Below are 24,743 nucleotides of genomic sequence, written 5' to 3' on the forward strand. Positions count from 1 at the left end.
TGTTGGGCGTTGCTGATTAGATGTATAAACCTTGATGTAGAGATGTTGCAATGCAACATCTCTTGATTATTTTTGCCCCATGTAGCGCTAAAAGTAATTGCCCAGGTAAAAGGAAACAATTAATTTAGCAATAACCTATGTCCGCTCATCACCACGAACACAGCCACGCGCCCAAAAATTATAACCGTGCCTTTATTATCGGGATTATTCTTAATGGCGGGTTTGTAGCTATTGAAGCTACCTATGGGATTTTTGCAAATTCTCTCGCTCTTTTGGCGGATGCAGGTCACAATTTAAGCGATGTTCTCGGCTTAATTTTAGCTTGGGGGCAAGTATTCTCTGGTATCAGAAGTCCACGACTTGCATATTTGGGCAATGAGTACCACTGAAACCGCCCTGACTGTACATTTAGTTATGCCTACGGGGTGTCCTAATGATGGCTTTTTGACGCAGCTATGCAGCGAACTCCACAACTTGTTTGCTATCGACCATGGGACAATTCAAGTTGAGACAGGCGAATGATGGCTTTTTGACGCAGCTATGCAGCGAACTCCACAACTTGTTTGCTATCGACCATAGGACAATTCAAGTTGAGACAGGCGATCGCTATTATCCTTGTAGTTTAGCGCCCCATCACCAGGTTTAAGCTTGCAATAACCCTGTCAAAATTGCGGCTGGGCGATCGCTATGGGGCCAAGCAAAGGCATGGGCAAAGGCGGCATCTTGACAAGCTTTGAGTTGTTCAAAGTCAATGATGTTATGAGTTAGCAAGTTTTCGTACTCAAAGGGCAACCGGACGTTATGCAGCCCTGCGTTGTCGGTACAAATGGCAATATCTACCCCCGCCTCAAAACAACGGTCAAATACTACTTTTAATTGTTCCATTTGGGACAAAGTTCCGGTTTTAAAGTAGGTAGTTGGACAAACTTCTAAGCACTGCTTACTTCTTGCTACTTCCTTTAATAACTCTGGATACAATAAAGGGATTTGAATCCCATGCCCGATCCGCATCAAGTAAGGTAATAGTTGAGGGTAGCAGCCGGAAGAAGTTTCATAAAGATGTCCTGTAGTTTTTACGCCATGCGATCGCGCGTATTCGTATAAACTAATAAATTCTTCTAATCTTTCGCTATAAAGACTGTCTCCCCCCGCTACATCTATACCGCAGACATACTGTTTGTTGCTAATTGCCAAGTCGGCGATCGCTTTATTTACTTCGTAAGGTAGCTTGGAGTGCATACAAAGGATTTGGCTTGTAACAATCGGGTACTCTGGAACGCGGCTGGCGATGCCTACAACCTCAACAATCTCAGCCATTTTATCGATTCGCTCCGATTGACTTAAATGCTCTGGTGTCCGCAAATAAGGGGTATAGCGTAGTTCTAAATAAGCTAAGTTTTCAAATATATACGCGCCGCGTATTAAACGGTAAATGAAGTAAGGCAGAGTTTGTACTGTTTGCACGCTTTCTACTAAAGTGTGCAGTTCTAAATACTCCTCTAAAGTATTGCGCGATCGCGTGTAAAATTCCTCAAATCCTGGATAGTCGGGAAATCTCTCTACTAATTCTGTAGAATGACGCTGAAAGTAACGCCATAAAACTCGAGGTACTACCGAACCGCCTAGGTGACGGTGCAATTCAGCATATAAAGTCACAACAGTTAGCCTAATATTAATTATAATTAATATTAACAAATACCACTTGACAAATTACAGACTATTTATATATTTTTGCGTTAAAGGATTTTTCGTCCAGTCAATACTTCTCGCACTTCTAACATGGCGGAATAGGTGGGTAAAATGTGCAGAGTTTCATCGGCGGGGGTATGTTCTAAGGCAATAGAAATCGCTTTAGGTAAATCTTCTTCGATAATTAGCTGCATATTACCATTGTTAAATTCTGGCTGACTGTAGCGCAAACGCAAAGCTAAATCGTAAACGCGATCGCCACTAATGACTAAAATACCGCCTTTTTCAACCAAAGTTTCGGTGTCTACATCCCAAATCCAAGATACATCAGTGCCATCGGGTGTGCGATCGTTTAAGACTAAAAGTTTAGTTTTTCCCCCAGCGTGGATTACAGCGCGGATAGTTTCATTCATACCTACAGGGTTTTTGGATAAAAGAATTAGTACCCGTTTACCTCCAACGTTTAGCACCTCAGCGCGTCCAAAAGCGGCTTTGAAGTTATTTATACTATCTGCGATCGTTGCCTGATCTACTCCTAATTCTTGGGCAGCAAGGACGGCAGCGACGGTATTGTATTTGTTATACACGCCAATCAATATTTGTTGCCATTGGCTGCTGTCAATGTCTAATTTTGGTTTTGTAAAGTCGCAACTGGGACATTTATAATCGCCCAAATGAGACAAGTAAACTCCAGCGTAGTCAAGTAAATGACCGCATTTGGGGCAGTAAATAGAGTCTACAGCATGGGGAATTTTGTCTAAATACTCTTTGGGTTCCTTTAAACCAAAATACCGGACTTGCTGCGGCAATTGTTGCCCCATAGAGGCAAGAGTGGGATCATCTGCATTGGCAATTACTACGGTTTGATTGGGCAATAGTGCGATCGCCTCTCCCCATCGTTTGCTAATTGTATCTACTTCTCCGTACCTATCTAGCTGATCTCGAAATAAATTCAAGCACATAATTAGGCGCGGTTGGATTGGCTGCAATACTCGGCGTAAAATGTTTTCGTCTACTTCCAAAATTGCGAAGTCTGCGTTTAAAGTGCCTATTAAGTTGGTATCTTCTAGTAACGCTGTCATTAAGCCATTTTCTAAGTTTGCACCCGCCGTATTGTGGGTTACTCGCCATCCTTGGCGCTCTAACATTGTTTTTAGCAGCAGCGATGTGGTAGTTTTGCCGTTTGTACCTGCAACTAAAATTACGCCTTGTTTTACCTGACAACTTAGTAATTGTAAGAGGTTGGGTTGAATCCGCCTAGAAATTTCCCCTGGTAATACACTAGCTGCGCCCAATCGCAAAAGTCGCACGCCAAAGGTTACGGTTTTGGCTATAGATACTGCAAGCCCTAGTTTTAGCCTATCTACCAGTTTAATTTTTTTGCTCACTGCTTGCACCCTTACTTTTATCTACCGAGGAGTTTCTAGTCTCGCAAAACTTACGCTGCGTCAAGATGTTATTTTATTGCACATAGACACTAATTTAATTTATGCAGGCATTACAATCTTGGACAAACCATTATCAAGGCTTATTTGATAATGACGCGATTCGATCCGGGAATTATCCCGAAATTATGTATCATGGGAAACCTAAGCAAAATGCGATCGTTTTGGTACATGGTTTAACCGATTCGCCTTATTTTATGAAAGCGATCGCTAAAAGGTTTCATGCTATGGGTTTTAATGTTTTATTACCTTTGTTACCTGGGCATGGTTTAAAAATTCCTGATAGTGAAATAGATACAGTAACCTTTACCCAATGGCAAGATGAAGTCAATTTTGCTGTAGATTGTGCTACAGGTTTAGGTAAACAAGTTTCTATTGGTGGTTTATCTGCGGGAGGAAATCTTGCTACTTATAAAGCTATTACAGATTCGCAACATATAAATGGAGCATTATTTTTGTTTGCGGCTGCTTTAGATATCCACAATCCCATTGAAACAGTTTTAAGATTTGATAGTTTTTTAAAAGTTGCCTCTTATATTCAAGTCAATAGAAATAAAGATGTAATCGATTTATTTAAAGATGCCTTTAACAAAGAAAATACTGCTAAAAAAGAGCCTAAGAAAGTTAAAATTCCTCCAAATTTACAAAAGCAATCTAAAGATATTTGGGCAATAGGGAATAATCCTTATCGTTATGTTGAAATGACTTTAAATGGTGCGGGACAATTAGCCGATTTGATTAAACAAACTGAAGATTTATATATAGGTAGAGATAAGTACAGCGATATTACTCAGCCTGTGTTTGCGGCTCATTCGGAGGCAGATATAGCCGCAGGTATAGAAGAAATTGAGCTATTAATTAAAAATCATCCTTATCCGGGGGAGAAAACAGAATTATTCCGCATTGATAAAAGCTTAAATGTCGCCCATCCAAGTATTGTGTTAGAAAAAGACATCAAAGTTGATAATGAGATTTTAGAAAAACGTAATCCAGTTTTTAACGAAATGATGGATTGTGTGGAAACTTTTATAAATAAGCATTTAATATAGTAAACATTTTCAGAAGTTAAAAACAAATGAAAGCAATTTTAATGACCGCAACGGGCAAACCAGAAGTTTTAGAAATTCGAGAAATACCAGAGCCAGCTATAGAAAAACCTACAGAAATATTAGTGCATCTTAAAGCGGCGGGTGTTAATCCTGTAGATACAAAACTAAGGAGTAAAGGCACTTTTTATCCAGAAAATCAGCAAGCTATTTTAGGTTGCGATGGTGCGGGAATAATAGAAGCTATTGGTACAAATGTCAGCAAGTTTAAAGTCGGAGATGAAGTTTATTTTTGTGACGGTGGATTGGGAGGTAAAAAAGGCAATTATGCTCAAAAAACTGTAGTAGATGAAAAGTTTGTAGCACATAAACCTAAATCAATTTCCTTTGCAGAAGCGGCGGCTGCTCCCTTAGTATTAATTACAGCCTGGGAAGCCTTGTGCGATCGCGCTTTATTGCAATCAGAACAAAAAGTGTTAATTCATGCTGGCGCGGGTGGTGTTGGTCATGTAGCGATTCAATTAGCAAAGCTACGTCAAGCTAAAGTATGTACGACGGTGGGGAGTGAAGAAAAAGGTAGTTTTACTCAGCAATTGGGCGCAGATCAGGCTATTTTGTACAAAGAAACCGATTTTGTTCAAGCTACTCTAGATTGGACAGACGGCGCAGGAGTAGATATTGGGTTTGATACGGTAGGAGGAGAAATTTTTGGACGTACTTTCGCCGCTACAAAAATCTATGGGGATGTAGTGACAATATTAGAAGCCGATGCTAGTACAGATTGGAAAGTAGCGCGCTCGCGTAACCTCAGAATTAGCTACGAATTGATGCTAATACCAATGTTACAAGGGCTAGTGGCGGCGCAACAACACCAAGCAAGTATTTTGACTCAATGCGGCGAATTAATTGATACAGGAAAGCTCAAAATCCATGTAAGCAAGGTGTTTCCACTATCTGAAGCCGTTGCAGCGCATCGGTTATTAGAAACGGGATCTGTTACTGGGAAAATTGTCTTGCAATGCGATTAATCAAGCAAGTAGCGATCGCACTATTAATCTTGTTACTAATCTTCCCTCAACCAGTATGGGGAGCTTTAGCGCAATTAGATCGAACAGTTTTAACTTTAGAATTGCTGAATGCGAGAGTAAAAACGCCGAAACTAAGCGGCGGTATCCCCACCATTGATTTACAGCACTTTATTATTGATTTACGCCCGGAAAATACTGGTTTTCGCGCCAATTTTGAGCAAGTTTTACAAGCGGGGTTGCAAAGAGCGGGATCTAGTCCTTTGGGTTTAGATTTGAGTTATTCTCTGATTCAAGGGGATTTTGTCGGGAATAATTTGGGACTAAAATCGCCCTTATATGGACAAGCTTTAGCACCAATATTTACACCCATTGAACAAACACAATTGCAACGCGATCGCCGTCGTTACGCTCAATTAAGCCAACTCTCTATGTCTCTATTGGGTTCAAAAACTGCTACACCTGCCCAAATTAGTGTATTTCGCGGCGGTTTGAAGCTAGTACAAACTCGTTTTAGTGGCGAGGCAAATTTTACTAATACATTTTTTCTGCAACCAGTGGATGCTTCTGGGGCGATATTTACCCAAAACGCCAATTGGACAGAAACGCGATTTAGTCGCAATGTTAGCTTTGCGGGGGCGAGTTTTCGCAAACAGGGAATTTTTCGGGGGAGTATTTTCTTTACTCCGGCGGGTTTTAATCAAGCTCAATTTCTGGAAACGGCGATTTTTAGCGGTGCTACTTTTGAAGATACGGGCAACTTTAATCAAGCAAGTTTTAATGGACAAGCTAGATTTAACCGGATGCAGTGGCGGGGAAATGCCGATTTTTCTCAAGTTAACTTTGCAAATAGAGCATTATTTACACAAAATCGCTTCTATAAATCTTTGTTTCTTACCGATGCAACTTTTAATCAAGCTGTGACGTTTCGAGAAACGCAATTTGATCAGGCGGTAAACTTGCGCGGTGCTAGTATTCTTAATCAAGCAGATTTTAGCGATGCAGCTTTTGCTAATTCTTCAGCTTATTTAAACGTATCCGATCTTATTTTTGATGCGGAATCAGCCAAAATTATCGGCAATCCAGGACAAATTGGCAGCGCGATTCAAGTACCAATATTGCAAGGTAATGAAAATGTATTGCGAAATCTAATTCAAAACTTCAGGCAATTGCAGCAAATAGGCGATGCCAATCAGTTAGATTACACTACTCAAAAGTTGCGCCGCGATGAATTATTGCGGAGGTTGTCGGGGATCAATATTAATACGGCAAGTTCCGAAACCTTACTGAAACTAGGGTTTTCGCCTATTCAAGTTGAAGCGATCACTCAGTATCGACAAGAGCAACCTTTTCGCAATCTGGGCGAAGTTTTGAGCCTAGATCAAATCGATCTCAATACTTATATTAAAGTCCGCGATCGCCTAGTGGCAACTTCTCCAATCTCTTATACAGAATCGCTATTACTCGCATGGCAATGGTTAACTTTAGGTTTATTACTGCTACTTAGTCGTTACGGTACGAGTTTTTGGTTAGTGTTTGGGGTGGGGACAATTGCGATCGCGCATTTTGGGTTAATATTTTGGCTAATTGACCGTTGGCGACGACTGCACCCCCAAAAGATTTTACCCACCGTTTACGAAACTAGCTGTGTACTCAGTAGTTTTTGCTTATTAGTGCTGTTTGGTTTAATTGCTATTTTTCGCACCTCAACCCAACCATTTTTGACTTTAGGTTGCGTGGAGGCGATCGTTTTACCACTTCCGCTAGTTTTAGTTGCTAGGCTTTACCAAAAAGGACGTTATCACGACTTGATGAATAGCAGCTACTTTGTAGAAGATGGTAGTATGCGGCAATTGAGATTATTAATTGGTAGATTGCCAGTTATGCCGCGCTTCCCGCTATTTCGAGAACGTTATATGCCTGTATTGTGGGAAAATCGCTGGAATTGGCTAAATTACTACGATTTTAGTTTAAATAACCTATTGAAATTAGGTTTTAACGATATCCGGCTGCGGGATGAACATTTACCAGGAATTGTGACTACTCTTGCTTGGTATCAGTGGGTAATTGGTTTGCTTTATTTAACGTTGTTGCTATGGACTTTATCGCGCACGATTCCAGGATTGAATTTGCTGATTTATCTAAAGTAGGTTAATGGAATTATACAAGTTGCCTGGAGACACAGGATAATATTACTACGTAAGTTTAAAGGAGATTAGCTGAGAAATGGAACTGACAGAAATTGAAACCAGTTTGAGATTAATCTTACAAATCTGCGAGAAAAATACGACAGACATTTCTAAGCTAATTCGTACTGTAGACAGAATTGCTCAAATTCAACTGGCGCAGTCGAGAGATATCGCGCACTTAACAGATTACATTGAGCGCGAAAATAATGAAAGTTAAGTTATCATTGATGATTGAATTGAAACCAGAAATAGAAGCCCGACTGCTGGCTCAGGCAATCGCTCAACGTGTTTCTGTAGAAAATTTGCTAGAGATGCTGATTGAAAACTACTGTGTTGTCTTGTTGAACCAACAACAGAGCGATCGCCTAGTAGATCCTCACGATAGATTAGCCGTACTTAAAGCGTTGGGAAAAAGCCCATCGTTGGCTCAAGCCCCCTCACTGTCAGAAGATGCGATCGCGCGTGAAAGCATTTACCGCGAACGAGAAGATGCTCAGTTATGAGTTATCTTGTGGATACAAATGTTTTGTTACGATTAATTAACTCCCATAACTCTCAATACGCCCAAGCTCAGAATGCGATTAACAAGCTGCTACAGCAAGATGTTGAGCTAAACATAGTGCCGCAGAATCTATTTGAGTTTTGGGTTGTGGCTACCCGTCCAGCCAATGTCAATGGGCTAGGATTGACTGTAGAGGAAGCAACTCAAGAAATGGCTCTTTTGGAAGCAACTGTTCGCAATCAAGGCTAGTACCCCTTCAGTTTTGACAGTATGGAAAGATTTAGTAATCAAGTATCAAGTTAAAGGCAAACAAGGTCATGATGCCCGATTGGTTGCGGCGATGATTACTCATGAAATATCTCATATATTGACTTTTAATGTTGAAGACTTTACCCGTTTTTCAGAAATTGTAGCGGTTTCTCCTCAAACAATTTAGCTTTAAGTAATTTTTCCCTGATATTTAACGCTGCTGTTGTGGACATTATCGCGCGCAATCCAGGGTTGATTTGCTGATTTATCTGAAGTAGATAGGCGAACTCTTGTTCGCCTCAAAGCAATTTTCACACTCTCGTTTGCAAAGATTTTAACAACTCTGTATTCACTCCCGACTCGCGGGTAAGGGCAATTTTGCCAGTCCGGGCAATTTCTTGTAACCCAAACTTTTCTAATACTTGCACGATCGCTACCATTTTACCCGGATCGCCTACAACTTCTAATGTCAGCGAGTCTTCGGCTACATCTACTACTCGCGCCCGAAATATTTGGGCTAATCCGACAATTTCTGAACGGTTGGCGCTACTTGCGTTTACCTTCAGTAGCATCAATTCTCGCTCTACACACGGAATTTCGGTAATATCTTGAACTTTTAGCACGTTTACGAGCTTATATAGTTGTTTTGTCAACTGCTCAATAACCTGCTCGTCACCCGGTACAACCATTGTAATTCGAGACATTCCCCCTTGCTCGGCGGCTCCTACAGCGAGGCTTTCAATATTGAAGCCGCGACGGGCAAATAAACCAGCAATGCGGGAAAGAACCCCGGATTCATCTTCTACTAAAACTGATAATGTATGTTTCACGGCTATTAAGGCTTGATAGATGGGCGATCGCGTACCGCTAACTTCAGTTCAAGCAGCACCGTTTTAGCCCTTTATTCTAGCTCGATTGCGTCACAAAGGGCAGAAAAAATCAAGCTTATCTCTTGATAGATAGATGTAAAAACAGCATAAATTATGCTTATTTAAAGTTGTGTATATAAAAGAGAAAAATAAATATGGGTTGGTTAAAACGTCTGTTTGGCATGGAAAAACCATCTGCTGCTCCGTCCTACGCCCCGCAATCACAAGCACCATCCGCTCAAGCTCAAGCGCCTACAGAGTCGGTTCCTCCCGAACGGATGGGACTTAGCGGCGAATACGACCAAAGCGGACTAGCTAAAAGAGTGGCTTTAGAGTTTGATGAGGAGCCAGATTTAGAGGATATTGATACTATTTATGTAGCTCAAACTGGTAGCGTTGTTGTTTTAAAAGGCAAAGCGCCTAGTCAACAACTTCTCAATAAAATGGTTTCTGTGGCTCAAAGAGTCAATGGTGCAACAGAAGTAAATAGCGACCAAGTAGAGATTGCTTAAAATTATCCGTAGCGGTTAGCTAACCGCTACCTCAACACTTGCTTGGGCAATGCTCAACGCTGGTACAGAACGTTGTGAAGCTTTGCGCCATGCTTGGGGTGGTGCGCCGTGATGTTGGCGAAATTGGCGGGAAAAATGGCAAGTGTTTTGATAACCCAAAGCGTTAGCGATTTGTTCTACCGATTGGTCGGTACTTTGTAGTAAAGAACGCGCTGCTACCATGCGGCGCTCGACAATCCACCGATTTACTGTATATCCTGTCTGGCTACCTACTCGGTTAGTTAAGTACGCTGGTGAATAACCAACTGCTTGAGCCACATCGCATAAAGTAATTGGTTGATGATAGTTGGCTTCGATAAACTTAAAGACTTCTTGCAGTTCCGGCGCAATGGGAAAAATTGACTGATTGACGATTATTTCTTTTACCTTTTCCCCTACTGGTGCAGACTTAGTTGCATACCACGAATGCAGACTTGCTCGTTTTTCTAATCGAGTGGCGATCGCTTTTAATAGTTCTTCTACCGTAGTTGGCTTAGTTAAATAATCATCAGCGCCTAATTCCATCCCTCTACGCCAGTCAGCTTTAGTTACACTTGCAGTCAAAAAAATAAATGCAGTAATGCCTGTAAGCGGATTTTGACGCAGAGTTTTTAGCACTCCATAACCATCAAGCTTAGGCATAGTCACATCGCAAATTACTAAGTCGGGGGAGTGGTTTTGAATTTTTGCCACCCCCTCTAAGCCGTCTTCTGCTCCGATTGTGCAATAACCTTCGGCGTTTAAGCAGTCCATAAAGATGTTGCGGGTACGTGCATCATCTTCAATTAATAAAATTTTTGCAGCCGTTTGTGGACTCATGTTTAATTACTCCAATTATTTAATGTCTTTTTTTCTGAAGGTAATACAAAAGTAAAGGTGCTACCTTTGCCTACGCTAACTACAGAGATGCTGCCGCCATGCACTTCTACAAGCATTTTCACCATTGATAGCCCTAAACCCGTACCAGGTAAATCGCCGACATTGCTACAGCGATAAAATGGCTCGAATAGTTGGGGGAGATCGCGTTCTGGGATACCAATTCCGCGATCGCTAATTTGAAAACTTATCTCTGCATCCTGACAAGCAATCTCAAAAGTTACGGTGCTATTTGCTGGTGAATACTTAATCGCGTTTGAGAGTAAGTTATTTAAAATTGGCTCCAATAATTGTTTGTCTAGGTAAACTTGGCGATCGCATTTATTTACAAAAACAATCTGCGTTTGATTGCTACAAGCTAACTGCATCTGTACAACTATATCGGTGCAAAATTGGTCTAGATCGAACTCCCTAGGCTCACATATTAATTTTCCTGCTCTTAACTTACTAAAGCTCATGATTTCTTCTAATACCTGCCCAATTTGTTCTACCGCTACTTGAATGTGTGCTAAATATGGTAGTTGTTTGTCTTCATTCCATTGGTGAACGTGACGTTTGAGCAAGTCTGCGGAAAAAGAAACCACATTCAGGGGTGTACGAAACTGGTGACACAACATGGAAACGAAACGCTCTTTTAGTTCGCTTAGTTGTTTTGCTTGTTCTAGTGCTTGTCTTACTTCTGCTTCTGCATTTTTGCTAGCGGTAATATCAATGAAGGCGAAAAGTTCGGCGGGTTTATCATCAAAATCAATTAAGTCAATAGAGCCAGCCAAAGTGTGCCTATCGCCGTTTTTAGTGACAATTTCTATTTCTTGGTGCTGCGGATTGCCGTTTGGCTGAGTGGGTGTTTGGCGAACAATTAGCTGCGATAAGTTAAAGTTTTCATTTAATAACTCCTCTTTGGTATAACCTGCGACTTCCGAAGTTGCCGAATTAACATATTGCAGCCGCTTCGAGCGAACTATGAACATAATTGCTTCGGTTGTCTCTGCTAAAGTAACAAAGCCATTTTCACCTTGTTCTAACACCTCTTTTGTTGACTTAAATTCGCTTATATCCCAAACACTCCAAACTCTACCGATAATTGCTCCGTCTAATAAGTGCGCTTTGGAGTGATGAGCAAAAGTTCTGCCATCAATTAGTTCCAAAATCTCGTAATGATCGCTCTCAGATTGAATTGATTCTGACCATACTGCTTTACGAAATGCTTCTGGATCTTTGACTTTGTTTTCAAAAAACTTTTGGCTATGGGAGCATTTTTTAGAAAGCATTATCCCCTTTGGAACCTGCCACATATCTATAAATTTTTGATTGTAGCTGAGAATTTCTCCGCTAAAACTCAAAGCAACAATGCCGTTTGCTGTAGATTCTAAAGTAGATTGCAATACTGAAAGAGAAGTTGCAAGTTGTATTTCTGTTTGTTTTAGTCGAGTAACTTCTTGGCTTAAATGTTGGTTTGTCTCAATAAATTTATTTGTGCATTCTTCTACTTTCGATGCAAAAGCTGCATTAGCTTTTTCTTTGACGAATATACAGCAAAATTCTTTACTCTCTTCTATATAGTTAATTACAAGTTCTACAACAACTGTTCGCCCGCTTTTAGTTTCGAGCTTTGATGTCAAGTTTAGGCTACCTTTTTTCGTTAATATGCGCCAATATTCTGCCCATTGAGCCGCATCTATTTCTAGTTCTATATCTACTAAATTCTTTAACAGCAGTTCTCGGCGAGAATACTCTGTTAATTTGCAAGTTACATCATTTGCATAAAAAATTTGTCCATCTGCTTCAACACAAAAAATAGCATCGGGCGCACGATCTACAATAACTTTTGTCAGTTGCAATTGCGTTATTTCTGGTGGTACAGAAAACTTTTTTGAGTTGGATTGAACTGAAATATAATTGTTGCTCACAGTTCTTTTCCCTCCTTTTTATTACTTCAATGGACGATTAATGCTTTTTTGATTCATAATTTGCCAATCTTAACTAGAATTATTTTTTGCTCAACTCTTAAAGAAGCTTAACAAAACTTTATGGTACTTGTTACTTCTGTTAAGTGTAATATGTGTGTAAGATGTGTCTAAGATATGTGTAACTTAAAATCTTTTTAACTTGAGTGCTAATTTTGACAACACAACTTAAGCTGATAGTCAAGACTTTTGCTAAAGGTTATCTGCCATTGTTTAAGCTTATTAAAGTGCGTGCTTGGTGTATATGAGGACTCTAGGTCTTTGTAGGTGCGATTGGTTTGAGGCAGGGTTTCAGATGAAAAATACCTTTGACCCTGTTTAATACATTTATACTAATCTTTTTTTAATAACCCAGCGATTGCAGAGTGCGCTGAGTTAGCGTCTATGCCATAAGCAACTTAATTTTTCTTAACAAAGCCTTCACTAAGTTAGCTAGCTTGAATCCTACCTAACTTCTCTCGAAAGACACAACTTATGTTAACTAATCAAGTATTCAGTAATACAACTTTTAAAAGTTAGGTATACCACCTAGCAAAGTTAGAGAGTTAGATTTACTTTCGGGTTATGTAGTAAAAAATACAAATATATTTAAAGTTGAAATTACTTACTTATACCCTGTACCTATCAAAGGGAATATATTTTTAAATTGAATAAAGGCAAGCTTTTCAGCCTTAAAGGAATCAAAAGAATTGACATAGCAATCGAAAAATTATTCATTGAGATACCTGTTGGTATCCCCTACATTTGTTACTTGAAGCACCTCGTTAGGTTTGCATATATCGTAAAAATTCTTGGGTTGAAATTGGTGATATTTATTCTCCTGTTTTGCTTTGGCAGAACTACAAACCAGTCTTAACTTCAAACCGAGTATTTGATATTACTTATTGTCGATTCTAGTAAATACTACTAGCTTCTGCGCTAAATCCGGCAGCAAATTTTATGAGTAATTAAAAGCAATGACTGAAAACTATACTCGTGCAACACCAATGGAACTTGAATCTTATCAAAGATTTGAACCTGTTGAATCCATTGAATCGCTACAATCCGATGCCACCTATGCTTATATCCAACCTATCGAAGCAAGGGAATTAGCACAACCTGACGCAAATATTACCGTCGCTGCGGCGGTAGTTGAGATGTTGGAACAACTGGGGATAGAGTGCGCCTTTGGGGTTGCTGGGGGAGCAATGGCAACGCTTTGGGGTTCTTTGTCAAACAGCCTGATGAAAGTATTAAACTTTCGCCATGAAGGAGGCGCAGCCTTTGCAGCCGTTGAAGCGTACTTTGCAACCAATCGTCCGACAATAGTTTTTACTACCGCCGGGCCAGGAATTACAAATGCAATCACCGGACTATTTGCGGCGCGTGGAGAAGGAGCTAAGGTAATATTTTTATCGGCTTGCACTTCCGCACCTCAACGGGGGAAATGGGCAATTCAAGAAACTACAGCTTATACCTTGCCTAGTGAAGGAATCTTTACATCGGGAGCGTTGTTTAACTACGCAACTACTGTAGAGTGTGCGGCGCAATTACCGCAAATTTTTAAGAGGATTGCTTTAGGGTTGGCGCAACCAGGAGGCTTTGTCGCCCATTTGAGCATACCTACGGCTGTGCAAACAAGTTTAGTTGAGCAGGAGTTGCCAAGATTAGACTTAGAAGGCGATCGCTCTATTCCCAGCAAAGAAACAATTGCTAAATGCGTCAGCAAGCTAACAGAAGGGAACTTTGCAATTTGGGTAGGTTTTGGAGCTAGGGGAGCCGCCGAGGAAATTCGCACTCTTGCGGAAAGAACCGGAGCCGCCGTGATGTGTTCGCCGCGTGCTAAGGGGATTTTTCCTGAAGATCATCCGCAATTTATCGGGGTGACAGGCTTAGGTGGGCATTCGTCGGTAATGACTTATATGCAAACCCAAATGCCTTTAAGGATATTGGTACTAGGGACGCGCTTAGGGGAACCAACTTCATTTTGGAGTCAATCAATGGTTCCTAGAGGTGGATTTATCCATGTAGACATCGATCCCCAAGTTCCAGGGGTAGCTTATCCTCACGCGGAAACTTTGCCTATACAGTCAGACATTGAGGTATTTGTGCAAGAGTTATTAACGCAAATGCCCCAAGTAGAGCAAACAAATACCTTACCGCACCCAGAAATTGAAGCGATTTCACCGGGTACAGATAACTTAGTCCGTCCTGAAGTGCTGATGTCAGCAATCCAAAAAGTCATAGTTGAAGGCACTGATGCTGTAGTTATGGCAGAGTCGGGCAACTCTTTTACTTGGTCAACTAACCTGTTGAGATTTAATCAAGCAGGGCGTTACCGGGTGAGTACGGGAGTAGGGGCGATGGGTCATACGGTAACGGGAGTTGTCGGGGCAGCGATCGCGCGCCAGGGTATTGCGGTGGCGATTGTCGGCGATGGGGCAATGCTGATGAATAACGAAATTAGCACCGCCGTTAAGTATCAAGTTCCGGCAATTTGGATTGTGCTAAATGACGCTCGATACAATATGTGCTTTCAAGGAATGAAACTACTAGGACTTACAGGAGCCGATGCGTTAATTCCGGAAACAGATTTTGTTACCGTAGCGCGGGGTATGGGCGCTGATGGGGTGCGCGTTACAACCGAAAGCGATTTGACTGCGGCGTTGGAAAAGGCGATCGCGCACAATAGCCCCTTTGTAATTGATGTCCTGATCGATCCTAGTCGCCCCGCACCTTCTAAAGGACGCAATCAAGGGCTAGCCGCGCTCGGAGTCAAAGCGACTGGTACACCCAAACAAGTTTCCTTTCCCTTGGTTTAACTGCTTTTAACAGGATAGTTACGTGAAAATTTTTGAAACTATCGAAGAAATGGGTCACGAGCAAGTGCTTTTTTGCCACGGACAAAATCCAAACATCAAAGCAATTATTGCAATTCACGATACGGGTTTAGGTCCAGCCATGGGAGCAACTCGAATGCTTCCTTACGTGAATGAGGCCGCCGCCCTCAAAGACGTTTTGCGTCTCAGTCGTGGGATGACCTACAAAGCTGCTTGCGCCAATATTCCTGTAGGCGGCGGTAAAGCGGTAATTATTGCCAATCCCGAAGAAAAATCTGACGAGCTATTTGAGGCTTACGGGCGGTTTATTGAAAGCTTGAACGGGCGGTTTATTACCGGACAAGATGTAAACATTACACCGCAAGATGTCTGCACAATTCGCCGTCAAACAAGCCACGTAGTTGGTACTTCCGAAAAGTCTGGAGGTCCTGCGCCAATTACGGCTAAAGGTGTACTTTTGGGGATCAAAGCCGCCGTCAATTTTCGCCTGCAAAATCAAGGACTGGATGGTTTAAAAGTTGCCGTCCAGGGCTTGGGAAATGTGGGAGGTAATTTGTGTAAGTACCTGCACGAGCATGGGGTTGACTTATACGTTACCGATGTTAGCAGCGAAAAAGCAGAACTTGTTGCTTCGTTGTACGGAGCTAAAGTTGTCGCCCCCGATGAAATTTATGGTTTAGATGTTGATGTGTTTGCCCCTTGTGCTTTGGGGGGAATTTTAAACAGCGACACTATTCCACTAATTAAAGCGCCTATTGTGGCTGGGGCGGCAAATAACCAGCTAGAAAGCGAGCAACTACACAGCCAAGCATTGAAATCAAAGGGGATTTTATATTGCCCGGATTATGTGATTAATGGCGGCGGACTTATAAACGTTTACAACGAAATGATTGGTTATGACGAAACCAAAGCATTTCAACAATTAAACAACATTTACGACACACTTTTAGAGATTTTTGCGATCGCCCAAAGTGCAGAAATTACTACCTATGAAGCTTCTCGGCATTTAGCCCAAGAGCGGATTAATAAAGCTAAAAGTCTAAAAACAAAGGAGTAATCAGTGGAAAAAAATACCTTCGCTACATCGGCTTTTATTGCCACTTCCCCCGAAACCGCCTTTGACTATCTCTGCGAGTTGCAGAATTTAGACGAGTGGACGTTGTTTAGCCGGATGATCGAACAAATTGATGATGATACTTGGCTAGGTACAGCTTCTGGGTATCAAAACAATTTGTACTATCACATTAAAAAACTCCAACATCCACTTTTTTACGGCATTGAGTGGCATTGTGGCGTTGAGTACAACCAGTATTTTCAAATTTACCCCGTATTGCTTTTTCCTACCGACTATATAGAACCGGGAACAGACGAGAAGGGAGTTTACTTTCACTGGTTGAGCTTTATCGATCCAATTCGTCGTCCGCCGATGATTATGGAGGGAATTCATACAGTACATAGTTCTGAATGCCGATCTTTGAAAGGTAATTTGGAGCGTAAAGCCGGACTTACCCAAGCAGCCAAAGGGCGCTACTACATTGATGTAGACACCATGTACATTGATGCACCAGTAGAAATGGGTGCGGAGTATTTGCAAGATGTCCGCAATCTAGATGAGTGGGCGCACTTATTGCATCCCAGTGGCGAAATTACTCCCGAATCTGGTGAATTTATCGATGAGTACGGGCAAAAAGTACAAGTCAAGTTTCGCCTTAACAATTTGAGTAAGTATTATTTGCTGGAACAGGAATATTTCTATCCTGACTACAACTATTACCAACGTTCGCCAGCAGTTTTGATTCCTTGCTCTTACGCTTTCAACGATCCAGCCGCATCGGGATTTATTCAGCACCGAATTACTTTTTGGAAAGTCGGCGAAACTCTGCCTCATGGCAAGCTACAAATTGAAGACTACGGCGCTGAGAGTATGAATATCAAACGTACTCTAGAAGCTAAAGCTGGGAATACTGAAACCTTTGCGCGGGGAATGAGCTATATTCCTCGTTCTTTGGTGGGTGCGAAGTAGCGTCATGAAACTGAGATTGCTCATTTTAGCTATTCTTGCGGTATTAGCTCCGCAAGCCGCCGAAGCTGCAACTTTTTCAATAGTTGCAGATGGTTTAGATAATGCTAGAGGACTGAGTTTTGCTCCTGATGGCACTATTTATGTTACCGAAGCCGGCTCGGGGGGTACGGGGGCTTGCGTTCCTTCACCGACGGGTGGCAACTTGTGTTATGGAACTAGCGGCGCTGTAACAAAAATTGGCAATGGTACAAAGGAGCGGGTTTTAACCAACTTACCATCGATCGCCGCGAGCGATGGTACTAGCTCCTTTGGCGCTCAAGATATCAAGTTTGATACTGCGAGTAATCCTTACGTGCTAATGGGCTACGCCGCCGATCCAGCCTTGAGAGATACAGCTTTAAATAGTCCTGACTTGGGCAAGCTACTTTTAGCAGACTTTGCTACTAATTCGTGGAGCGTCGTTGCTGATTTCTCTAACTACGAATTAGCTAATAATCCCGACGGGGCAGATATAGGTAGCAATCCGACGGCTTTTATTCTTGATGGGAATCGCGCGATCGCTATTGATGCGGGAGCAAATGCCCTATTGAGTGTAGGAATCGACGGCAGCAACTTACAAGCAATTGCTAGTTTTCCTCAAGAAGTTTTAACTAATCCCATCTTTCCCCCAACCGACTCTGTACCTTTCGATCCTACTCAAGTGCCATCGGGAGAAATACCACCAGGATTTGCCATAAATGCGACACCTACAGGAGTAGCTGTAGGTGCAGACGGTGCTTACTATGTCAGTCAATTTACGGGTTTTCCTTTTCCCGAAGGTGAAGCCAAAATTTACCGAATTGGTACTGATGGGGAAACCAGCATTTACGCTGATGGGTTTACGCAACTGACAGACTTGGAATTTGATGCCCAAGGCAATTTGTACGCCTTGCAGTATGCCAACGAGTCAGCCTGGAAAGGGAATTTTGATGGCTCTGTAATTCAAATTGCCCCCGACGGAACGCAAACAACGCTCCTGAGTGGAGACGGGCTAATTGCCCCCTCTAGCTTGGCAGTTAGCCCCGATGGTCAAGTTTACGTTACCAATCAAAGCGATCGCCCAGGCGCAAGTCAAGTTCTGAGAATTGACAATAGTGAACCCGTTCCCGAACCTACTTCTGTTCTTGGCGTACTAGCTTTTGGGGCTTTAGGACTCAAACAGTGGCGCAAAAAGCGATTCCTTAATCGCTAACGGTGAATATAGCTTTGTAAAGAGCTTAATCCCACAAGTCCCATTTCCCAATTAACCAAATTTCCCAAAATACTACCAGTAAATGTCGAAAAATATGAACTTCAAGTTATCTGCTTTTACCTTTATTTCTTTTTGTTTTGCAGCGATCGTCAGTGTACCTGCCGCTCAAGCTGTTTCTCTAACTACAATTGTTGAGGGAATTAGTAACGCACGGGGTGTTAGCTTTGGTCCTGATGGGACAATGTACGTTGCAGAGCCAGGTGTTGGCGGCGATGGTGCTTGCCAACCTTCTCCAAGTACGCTATTTCAGCCGATTTGTGCGGGTAATTCTGGCTCTATTGTTAGAGTCAAAACTGACGGTCAGACTGATCGCATATTTACTGGTTTTCAATCTTTAGCCGAACAACCTTCGGGTAACCAGGCTGCTGGTCCTGCCGACTTGCAGTTTGATTCAGTAGGTAATGCTTACTTGCTAACTGGCTATGCTGGCTACCCAGGAAATCGTGACGCGGAAACCCTTGAATTGGGTAGCAATTATGCACTTCCACCCCAGCAACTTGCTGTGTTTCCACCATCCGCACCGGAGGATGTTTTAAATACTTCTAACTTGGCGAAACTGTTTAAAGCAGATTTGAACACCGGAGGATTAACAGAGATTTTTGACTTTGCCAAGTATGAAATTGCCAATAATCCAGATGGTGGAGACCAAGTTACAAACCCCTACGACTTAACTATTAGTGGCGATACGGCTTATGTCGTTGACGGCGGCGGAAATGCAACATATAGCATCAAGCTTGATGGTAGTGAAGCAAAAGCAACAGCACTCCCACTAAACATTATTACTAACCCACAACTTCCAGAGCTTCCACCAGGAGCAGAATTGCCACCAGGATTGATTAACTTTTTAGAGCCAGACGAAAACGGCGATCCTCGGATATCAATTCAATCAGTACCTACGGGTGGTGCAGTTGGTCCTGATGGTGCTTTGTATGTTGGGGAATATTCAGGTTTTCCTTATCCACAAGATGAGGCGCGGATCTTCCGCATTGGCGAAGACGGTGTACCAACAGTTTTTGCTGAAGGGTTCAACGCAATTACTGAACTAACTTTTGACAAAGAAGGCAACTTGCTAGTTCTACAATTTACCGACACTTCACAGATAACAAGTCAAGATATCAGTAGTTTACCAGGATCTCTAATTCGACTAGCCGCCGATGGTACGCGCACCACTCTTGTTGGCGCAGGTGAAGGGCTAGAATCGGCCGATGGTCTGACTATTGGTCCTGATAACCAAATCTATGTAACAAATCGAGGCGTAGGCCCAGGCAACGGCAGTGTTGTCAGAGTAAATACAGGCGCGGAACCCGTACCCGAACCTGCTTCTGTCTTAGGAATATTAGCTTTGAGCGCTGCGGGTGTTGGCTCTAAGTTTAAGGGCAAGTTAAAGCAGTTGACACACAAATTCAAAGCTTAAGTAACAAAGTGCGATCGCACCTTACTGGCATTAGGGCGATCGCTTTGCTTGGTTGCACAAATTATACACGAATAGGAGTCGAACATCATGGGATTAGTAAAAAATCTCTCATTAGTCGTTGCAACAAGTGGCTTGATGCTAGCGGTAACAACCGAAGCCCAAGCAGTTAGTCTCAGCTACGATAGTTCCATCGGCAGACCAGCTAACTTCGCCGCAGGAGAAACTCCGTTTACTCCAGGTACGATTGCCATTCCCCAAGGCATTGCGGTACAGAAAGAAACAGGGAACGTCTTCGTGGCTAATGACGTAACCGATCAAATCCAGGTGTTCAGTTCTGAGGGTAATTTTCTTCAAGCCTTTGGCGGTAAGGGTAGCGGGCCTGGGCAATTTGACGGGCAATCAGCGCTCGCATTTGAACCGAATACGGGAAATTTATATGCGGGTGATGTTGTCAACAACCGGATTAACGTATTCGATCCCCAAGGTAACTATCTCAACTCCATTGCTCAAGGTCAATTTAGCGGACTAGTTGAAGGCAGACCTTTCTTCGGTCCATCGGGGATTGTATTTGACAATAACGGCAATGGATTCGTGGGTGACTATAGTAGCGATCGCATCTTGAAATTTAATTCAGATGGCGAAATAACTGGTTCTATTGGCAGCAACGGCACTGCGCCAGGACAATTTCAAGGTCCATCAGGCATAGCAACTACGCCAGAGGGAAATTTAGTTGTGACTGACCAGTTCAACAACCGCATTCAAGTGATCGACCAAGAAGGCAATGCGCTGCTAAATTTTGGCACACAAGGCACTGGAGAGGGAGAGTTCAATCAGCCTATTGATGCTGAGGTGGACGAGAAAGGTAATATCTACGTGACGGATTCTATCAATAGCCGCGTCCAAATATTCGATAAAAGTGGTAACTTTCTGAGTACCTATGGCGAACCTGCCCTTGATGCAGAAGGCAATGTCGTACCACCTTTAGCGTTGGGCGCACCCTCTCCCTATGGCGATCCCCTAGACCTCGAACCAGGTAAGTTTAATTGGACGGCGGGTTCAGACCTAAAAGATGGCAAGCTTTATGTCGGTGACTTCTTCCAAGGTCGCGTCCAAGTAATGAATGTCAACAACTCAGAACCAGTCCCTGAGCCTTCCTCAATGTTAGGTTTAGCGGTTTTGGGTGGTGGTGCGTTAACTCTCAAATTAAAGCAACGCCAAAAGCAAAAAGCATTTAAAGCATAAAAGCTTAACCAAAGGAGCATACCCAAGCGTGTCTTGTCGCTAGGCTTCTTTGTCGAAGGTTTCTTTCAAAGCAGATTTACCGCTTACAAGTCAACTTGCAAACCTGGGATTGCAAGTTGACTGCATACACAAATTTTGAAATTAAACCTCATAGGAGTCAAACAAATGGCTGATACTCAAACCACTAGCAGCACTACTCAAGACTTAAATGAATTACTAAAACAATCACCCTTTGGGCCGTTGTTGGATATTAAAGGTGCTGACGGGAATAACCTAACAGTAGAGGATATTTTCGGTAAGGTTGATTTCGCAAGCGGAGGCATTCCTTTAGGTAGTAGTGGCGATCCTTTCGCTGATGACAACTTCTGGGATATTTTTGCTGGCGGTGTGAACCCTACAGAATTTTCTAGTAGCAGTATACCCGCTTTTACTGGTAATATTCCTCAAGGATTGCCAACTGGTGGTTCGAGTACCCCAGTGCCAGAGCCTTCTTCTGTATTAGGTCTAGCTGTAATAGGTTTAGGCATTGCAGCAGCTAAATTTAAGCAACACGGGCGACGGACAGCAAAAGTTTTTAACAAATAAACGCGATCGCACTCAGGATTAAAAGGCAAATAGTAACTTTTCCAAATATTTATACTTTGTCCTTCTAATCCTGGCTTTATAAAAATCTCCATATTACAAATAAGCGAACTATTACTTATGGCAACTAATGAACCCAGTATTAGCAACTTTTTTGTTGGTAATGGTAGCAATAACTCTTATACTAACGGCGGCGGTAGTAGCAATCCGTTCGATGGCGGCGGTAGTCCTCTAACTACTGGTGATATTTCTAATTTCTTTGCTGATGGTAAAAACCCTTTTGCCAATAGTGATATTTCTAATCTCTTTGCTGATGGTAAAAACCCTTTTGCTAATGGTGAAAACCCCTTCGCAGAAAATCAAAACTTTGGTAGTAGCAACGCCACCATCGGTACAGGCAATTGGGACTTGAGTAGTAACAACGCTACTATCGGTAATGGTAATTGGAATATAGACTCAGCAAGTTACAACGCTACTATTGGTAATGGCAACTGGCTTCGAGAGGAGGCAAGTTACAACTCAACCGTTGGTAACGGTAATTGGTACTGGGACTCTAGCAGCAATAATTCTACCCTTGGTAATGGTAATTGGAGCTTTGGTAGCGATAATTCCACCCTTGGTAATGGTAATTGGGATTTTGGCAACAATAATGTAGTCATCGGTAACGGAAATTGGCTATTTACCGACAATAACGTAATTATTGGTAATGGCAATTGGTTTATAAGCAACGATCCTACAGCGAGCAAGCCAAGTCAAAATATTGCTACTTTAGAAGCAATATTTCCAGAGTTGAAGCCAGACATTGATAACTTAGTTAGTTCGCTCGTCGGTGGCTTTGGCAAAGAATTTACTGGATTAACTAGCGGTTTTGATGCCGCAAGTAGCCAAACTTTTGAGCAACTCATCCTTTCTCAAGGTAATGGTGCGGATCTAAGCACTTTGTCTGATAGCGATTTGACACAATTTTTTGCTTCTTTAAGCGGAATGTCCGGTACGGACGGCACAACGGGTAACTCTGGCTGCTTTTTTGGGTGTAATGGTGTTGGCAATATACCCAGCGAACCCGTCCCAGAACCCGGTTCGGCGCTGTCGCTATTAGCGGTGGGATTAATTTATTTTGTGTGGTCAAAGAAATTTAAGGCAAAAGGCAAGCTTAGTTTGAAAAACTAGGAATTAAGATTTTGTCAATAAAAATTAGTGTTTTAACTTAGATGCACTGAAACAGTGACTATTTTAGAAAGGCAAGATACTTTAATGAAAACTGCGACTTCTTGCACGTCCGATTTACTCCGTCAGTGGGTGGCACAACATACCACTACTGAGGGTTTGGCTTGGTTAGATAACAAATGTAAGCTTATTGCTGATGGTGCAGAAGTGCGAGTATTTTTTACGTCTTTTAGCGCTGTACCTCGCTATGTAGGCAAAGAAAAGTTATCGCTAACAATGGAACAATTGCAAGCCGCCCAATTAATGCGATCGCATTGGCAGCCTCAATTTTGGAACAGCGACGCAACTGCTCGTACTTTATTATTATTGGCGCTTCCTCACAACAGGGCTGAAGAATATTTACAAAAATTAGAGCAACTTTTTAATACCGCCGACATGGGGGAATTGGTCGCTCTTTATCAAGCTTTGCCACTGTTACCATACCCCGAACAGTATCGCTTGAGGGCGGCAGAAGGATTAAGGAGTAATATGATTCCCGTCTTTAATGCGATCGCGTTGTACAATCCCTATCCGCAAGAGTATTTCGACGAATTGGCGTGGAATCAAATGGTACTCAAGGCGCTATTTGTAGGTAGTCCTCTGCGGCTAATTCAAGGCTTAGAACTTCGCGCTAATCTAACTTTAGCCCAAATGTTAACCGACTACGCCAACGAACGATTGGCAGCTAATCGCACTGTTTCGCCGGAACTTTGGCAATTAGTAGAACATATTAATTCAAAAAAATAGCGTTGCTGAAAGTGTGATAATTTTTCCTTTTTGCAATCCTGTCTCCTTGGGAATTGTTCATTAAAATCACCAATTACCCATTACCAATTACCAATTCAACTATGTTTATAGATCCTCATATTCACATGACCGCGCGGACAACTTACGATTATCTGATTATGCGCGAATCAGGCATTGTTGCTGTAATTGAGCCTGCTTTTTGGCTAGGACAACCCCGAACTAATGCTGGATCGTTTCAAGACTATTTTAGTAGCTTAGTCGGCTGGGAGCGCTTTCGCTCGGCTCAATTTGGAATCGCCCATTACTGCACGATTGGCTTAAATCCTAAAGAAGCAAATAACGAAGCTTTGGCGGCGGAAGTTATGGAATTATTACCTCTATTTGCTTGCAAAGAAGGAGTAGTTGCGATCGGCGAAATTGGTTATGATGACATGACCCAAGCTGAAGATAAATGTTTTCGAGCGCAGCTAGAACTTGCCAAAGAGTTAGATATGGTGGTGCTAATTCATACTCCCCATCGCAACAAAAAAGCTGGAACAAGCCGGAGTATGGATGTGGCAATCGAACATGGGATAGATCCGACTAAAGTAATTATTGACCACAATAATGAGGAAACTGTCAAGGAAGTTTTAGATCGGGGTTTTTGGGCAGCTTTTACAATTTACCCTCATACAAAGATGGGTAATGCGCGGATGGTGGAGGTTGTGCGTCAGTATGGGTGCGATCGCATTATTGTTGATAGCAGCGCCGATTGGGGTATCAGCGACCCCTTAGCAGTGCCAAAAACAGCGCAACTAATGTTAGATCGGGGCATTTCTGCTGATCATGTCAATACTGTTTGCTATCAAAATGCTTTAACAGCTTATAGTCAAAGCGGACAAATGAAAGAGTCTGACTGGTTAAATCCTCAACCTATCGATCAACGGCAATCATTTAATGATAATTCTGTCTTGCGTGGACAAGAGCCAATAGTAGAAGGGGCGAGTAATTACGCCCTAATTGAGTAGAGGT

The 24,743-nt window shown here is 42.3% G+C and carries 26 protein-coding genes; 21 read left to right on the forward strand and 5 right to left on the reverse strand.

Annotated features, from left to right (window positions below; translation table 11 throughout):
• The first annotated feature begins 137 nt into the window (after positions 1-137).
• The 3 genes from C7B70_RS14575 to C7B70_RS26375 are packed head-to-tail and all read left to right on the forward strand — an operon-like array spanning position 138 to position 646.
• Positions 138-389 carry a cation transporter gene (locus C7B70_RS14575; protein ID WP_233220940.1) on the forward strand — a complete coding sequence of 84 codons (252 nt, stop codon included), beginning with the start codon at positions 138-140 and terminating at the stop codon, positions 387-389.
• On the forward strand, positions 376-522 hold the full coding sequence (locus tag C7B70_RS27790; protein ID WP_233220941.1) for a hypothetical protein: 147 nt from the start codon (positions 376-378) through the stop codon (positions 520-522). The genes C7B70_RS14575 and C7B70_RS27790 overlap by 14 nt, the downstream gene beginning before the upstream one ends.
• Positions 491-646, forward strand: coding sequence for a hypothetical protein (locus C7B70_RS26375; protein ID WP_199192279.1), 156 nt, complete (start codon positions 491-493; stop codon positions 644-646). The genes C7B70_RS27790 and C7B70_RS26375 overlap by 32 nt, the downstream gene beginning before the upstream one ends.
• Here C7B70_RS26375 and C7B70_RS14580 read toward each other — a convergent pair.
• Together C7B70_RS14580 and C7B70_RS14585 are read right to left on the reverse strand one after the other, a co-directional pair.
• Positions 643-1,656 carry an adenosine deaminase gene (locus tag C7B70_RS14580; protein WP_106369753.1) on the reverse strand — a complete coding sequence of 338 codons (1,014 nt, stop codon included), beginning with the start codon at positions 1,654-1,656 and terminating at the stop codon, positions 643-645. The two genes, C7B70_RS26375 and C7B70_RS14580, sit on opposite strands and share 4 nt — an antisense overlap.
• Positions 1,657-1,736: 80 nt before the next feature.
• Positions 1,737-3,065 (reverse strand): Mur ligase family protein, encoded by a 1,329-nt coding sequence (locus C7B70_RS14585; RefSeq protein ID WP_199192277.1) that lies wholly within the window; start codon positions 3,063-3,065, stop codon positions 1,737-1,739.
• A gap of 113 nt (positions 3,066-3,178) precedes the next feature.
• On the opposite strand from C7B70_RS14585, the gene C7B70_RS14590 reads away from it, so the two are divergent.
• The 7 genes from C7B70_RS14590 (at position 3,179) to C7B70_RS27800 (ending at position 8,332) form a co-directional block, all read left to right on the forward strand.
• Positions 3,179-4,183, forward strand: a complete 1,005-nt coding sequence (locus C7B70_RS14590; protein WP_106369754.1) for a carboxylesterase — start codon at positions 3,179-3,181, stop codon at positions 4,181-4,183.
• Between the two features lie 26 nt (positions 4,184-4,209).
• Positions 4,210-5,208 carry a zinc-dependent alcohol dehydrogenase family protein gene (locus C7B70_RS14595; RefSeq protein ID WP_106369755.1) on the forward strand — a complete coding sequence of 333 codons (999 nt, stop codon included), beginning with the start codon at positions 4,210-4,212 and terminating at the stop codon, positions 5,206-5,208.
• Complete coding sequence (locus tag C7B70_RS14600; protein ID WP_106369756.1) at positions 5,199-7,355, forward strand: helix-hairpin-helix domain-containing protein; 2,157 nt, start codon at positions 5,199-5,201, stop codon at positions 7,353-7,355. Before C7B70_RS14595 ends, C7B70_RS14600 begins: the two co-directional genes overlap by 10 nt.
• Positions 7,356-7,431: 76 nt before the next feature.
• On the forward strand, positions 7,432-7,611 hold the full coding sequence (locus tag C7B70_RS14605) for a hypothetical protein (protein WP_106369757.1): 180 nt from the start codon (positions 7,432-7,434) through the stop codon (positions 7,609-7,611).
• Entirely contained in the window at positions 7,601-7,897 is a 297-nt protein-coding gene (locus C7B70_RS14610) for a hypothetical protein (protein WP_106369758.1), read from the forward strand. Before C7B70_RS14605 ends, C7B70_RS14610 begins: the two co-directional genes overlap by 11 nt.
• Positions 7,894-8,145: a hypothetical protein gene (locus tag C7B70_RS27795; RefSeq protein WP_233220942.1), complete on the forward strand. Its 252-nt coding sequence runs from the start codon at positions 7,894-7,896 to the stop codon at positions 8,143-8,145. The genes C7B70_RS14610 and C7B70_RS27795 overlap by 4 nt, the downstream gene beginning before the upstream one ends.
• Before the next feature lie 13 nt (positions 8,146-8,158).
• Positions 8,159-8,332: a hypothetical protein gene (locus tag C7B70_RS27800; protein WP_233220943.1), complete on the forward strand. Its 174-nt coding sequence runs from the start codon at positions 8,159-8,161 to the stop codon at positions 8,330-8,332.
• Between the two features lie 124 nt (positions 8,333-8,456).
• Here the strand turns inward: C7B70_RS27800 and ilvN are convergent, their stop codons facing one another.
• On the reverse strand, positions 8,457-8,975 hold the full coding sequence (ilvN, locus tag C7B70_RS14620) for an acetolactate synthase small subunit (protein ID WP_106369759.1): 519 nt from the start codon (positions 8,973-8,975) through the stop codon (positions 8,457-8,459).
• Positions 8,976-9,169: 194 nt separating this feature from the next.
• On the opposite strand from ilvN, the gene C7B70_RS14625 reads away from it, so the two are divergent.
• The gene (locus C7B70_RS14625) at positions 9,170-9,526 is read left to right on the forward strand and encodes a BON domain-containing protein (RefSeq protein WP_106369760.1); all 357 of its coding nucleotides are present in this window, start codon (positions 9,170-9,172) and stop codon (positions 9,524-9,526) included.
• 15 nt (positions 9,527-9,541) lie between these two features.
• Here the strand turns inward: C7B70_RS14625 and C7B70_RS14630 are convergent, their stop codons facing one another.
• Complete coding sequence (locus C7B70_RS14630; RefSeq protein ID WP_106369761.1) at positions 9,542-10,384, reverse strand: response regulator; 843 nt, start codon at positions 10,382-10,384, stop codon at positions 9,542-9,544.
• Positions 10,385-10,386: 2 nt separating this feature from the next.
• A complete protein-coding gene (locus tag C7B70_RS14635) occupies positions 10,387-12,351 on the reverse strand; it encodes a PAS domain-containing sensor histidine kinase (protein WP_106369762.1) in 1,965 nt (654 codons plus the stop codon).
• A gap of 1,013 nt (positions 12,352-13,364) precedes the next feature.
• Between C7B70_RS14635 and scyA the strand changes: the two genes are divergently transcribed.
• The 10 genes from scyA (at position 13,365) to C7B70_RS14685 (ending at position 24,739) form a co-directional block, all read left to right on the forward strand.
• A complete protein-coding gene (gene scyA / locus C7B70_RS14640; protein ID WP_106369763.1) occupies positions 13,365-15,209 on the forward strand; it encodes a scytonemin biosynthesis protein ScyA in 1,845 nt (614 codons plus the stop codon).
• A 22-nt stretch (positions 15,210-15,231) separates the two neighbouring features.
• Complete coding sequence (gene scyB / locus C7B70_RS14645) at positions 15,232-16,284, forward strand: tryptophan dehydrogenase ScyB (protein WP_106369764.1); 1,053 nt, start codon at positions 15,232-15,234, stop codon at positions 16,282-16,284.
• A gap of 3 nt (positions 16,285-16,287) precedes the next feature.
• Positions 16,288-17,250 (forward strand): scytonemin biosynthesis cyclase/decarboxylase ScyC, encoded by a 963-nt coding sequence (gene scyC / locus C7B70_RS14650; protein ID WP_106369765.1) that lies wholly within the window; start codon positions 16,288-16,290, stop codon positions 17,248-17,250.
• A 4-nt stretch (positions 17,251-17,254) separates the two neighbouring features.
• A complete protein-coding gene (locus C7B70_RS14655; protein WP_199192275.1) occupies positions 17,255-18,481 on the forward strand; it encodes a ScyD/ScyE family protein in 1,227 nt (408 codons plus the stop codon).
• A 94-nt stretch (positions 18,482-18,575) separates the two neighbouring features.
• Complete coding sequence (locus tag C7B70_RS14660; protein ID WP_106369767.1) at positions 18,576-19,955, forward strand: ScyD/ScyE family protein; 1,380 nt, start codon at positions 18,576-18,578, stop codon at positions 19,953-19,955.
• 87 nt (positions 19,956-20,042) lie between these two features.
• Entirely contained in the window at positions 20,043-21,197 is a 1,155-nt protein-coding gene (scyF, locus tag C7B70_RS14665) for a scytonemin biosynthesis PEP-CTERM protein ScyF (RefSeq protein WP_106369768.1), read from the forward strand.
• 165 nt (positions 21,198-21,362) lie between these two features.
• Positions 21,363-21,782, forward strand: coding sequence for a PEP-CTERM sorting domain-containing protein (locus C7B70_RS14670; RefSeq protein WP_106369769.1), 420 nt, complete (start codon positions 21,363-21,365; stop codon positions 21,780-21,782).
• 117 nt (positions 21,783-21,899) lie between these two features.
• On the forward strand, positions 21,900-22,949 hold the full coding sequence (locus tag C7B70_RS14675; protein ID WP_106369770.1) for a hypothetical protein: 1,050 nt from the start codon (positions 21,900-21,902) through the stop codon (positions 22,947-22,949).
• A gap of 54 nt (positions 22,950-23,003) precedes the next feature.
• Positions 23,004-23,732: an EboA family metabolite traffic protein gene (locus C7B70_RS14680; RefSeq protein ID WP_233220944.1), complete on the forward strand. Its 729-nt coding sequence runs from the start codon at positions 23,004-23,006 to the stop codon at positions 23,730-23,732.
• A gap of 101 nt (positions 23,733-23,833) precedes the next feature.
• On the forward strand, positions 23,834-24,739 hold the full coding sequence (locus tag C7B70_RS14685; RefSeq protein ID WP_106369772.1) for a TatD family hydrolase: 906 nt from the start codon (positions 23,834-23,836) through the stop codon (positions 24,737-24,739).
• Positions 24,740-24,743: the final 4 nt, after the last annotated feature.

Source organism: Chlorogloea sp. CCALA 695 (genome assembly GCF_003003885.1).
Classification (GTDB): Bacteria; Cyanobacteriota; Cyanobacteriia; order Cyanobacteriales; family Chroococcidiopsidaceae; genus Aliterella.

Bases quoted from the DNA above. Each gene is read 5' to 3' on its own strand.
- C7B70_RS14575 (WP_233220940.1), top strand. From the start codon at position 138: ATGTCCGCTCATCACCACGAACACAGCCACGCGCCCAAAAATTATAAC.
- C7B70_RS27790 (WP_233220941.1), top strand. From the start codon at position 376: ATGAGTACCACTGAAACCGCCCTGACTGTACATTTAGTTATGCCTACG.
- C7B70_RS26375 (WP_199192279.1), top strand. From the start codon at position 491: ATGGGACAATTCAAGTTGAGACAGGCGAATGATGGCTTTTTGACGCAG.
- C7B70_RS14590 (WP_106369754.1), top strand. From the start codon at position 3,179: ATGCAGGCATTACAATCTTGGACAAACCATTATCAAGGCTTATTTGAT.
- C7B70_RS14595 (WP_106369755.1), top strand. From the start codon at position 4,210: ATGAAAGCAATTTTAATGACCGCAACGGGCAAACCAGAAGTTTTAGAA.
- C7B70_RS14600 (WP_106369756.1), top strand. From the start codon at position 5,199: ATGCGATTAATCAAGCAAGTAGCGATCGCACTATTAATCTTGTTACTA.
- C7B70_RS14605 (WP_106369757.1), top strand. From the start codon at position 7,432: ATGGAACTGACAGAAATTGAAACCAGTTTGAGATTAATCTTACAAATC.
- C7B70_RS14610 (WP_106369758.1), top strand. From the start codon at position 7,601: ATGAAAGTTAAGTTATCATTGATGATTGAATTGAAACCAGAAATAGAA.
- C7B70_RS27795 (WP_233220942.1), top strand. From the start codon at position 7,894: ATGAGTTATCTTGTGGATACAAATGTTTTGTTACGATTAATTAACTCC.
- C7B70_RS14625 (WP_106369760.1), top strand. From the start codon at position 9,170: ATGGGTTGGTTAAAACGTCTGTTTGGCATGGAAAAACCATCTGCTGCT.
- C7B70_RS14630 (WP_106369761.1), bottom strand. From the start codon at position 10,384: ATGAGTCCACAAACGGCTGCAAAAATTTTATTAATTGAAGATGATGCA.
- scyA (WP_106369763.1), top strand. From the start codon at position 13,365: ATGACTGAAAACTATACTCGTGCAACACCAATGGAACTTGAATCTTAT.
- C7B70_RS14655 (WP_199192275.1), top strand. From the start codon at position 17,255: ATGAAACTGAGATTGCTCATTTTAGCTATTCTTGCGGTATTAGCTCCG.
- C7B70_RS14660 (WP_106369767.1), top strand. From the start codon at position 18,576: ATGAACTTCAAGTTATCTGCTTTTACCTTTATTTCTTTTTGTTTTGCA.
- scyF (WP_106369768.1), top strand. From the start codon at position 20,043: ATGGGATTAGTAAAAAATCTCTCATTAGTCGTTGCAACAAGTGGCTTG.
- C7B70_RS14670 (WP_106369769.1), top strand. From the start codon at position 21,363: ATGGCTGATACTCAAACCACTAGCAGCACTACTCAAGACTTAAATGAA.
- C7B70_RS14675 (WP_106369770.1), top strand. From the start codon at position 21,900: ATGGCAACTAATGAACCCAGTATTAGCAACTTTTTTGTTGGTAATGGT.
- C7B70_RS14685 (WP_106369772.1), top strand. From the start codon at position 23,834: ATGTTTATAGATCCTCATATTCACATGACCGCGCGGACAACTTACGAT.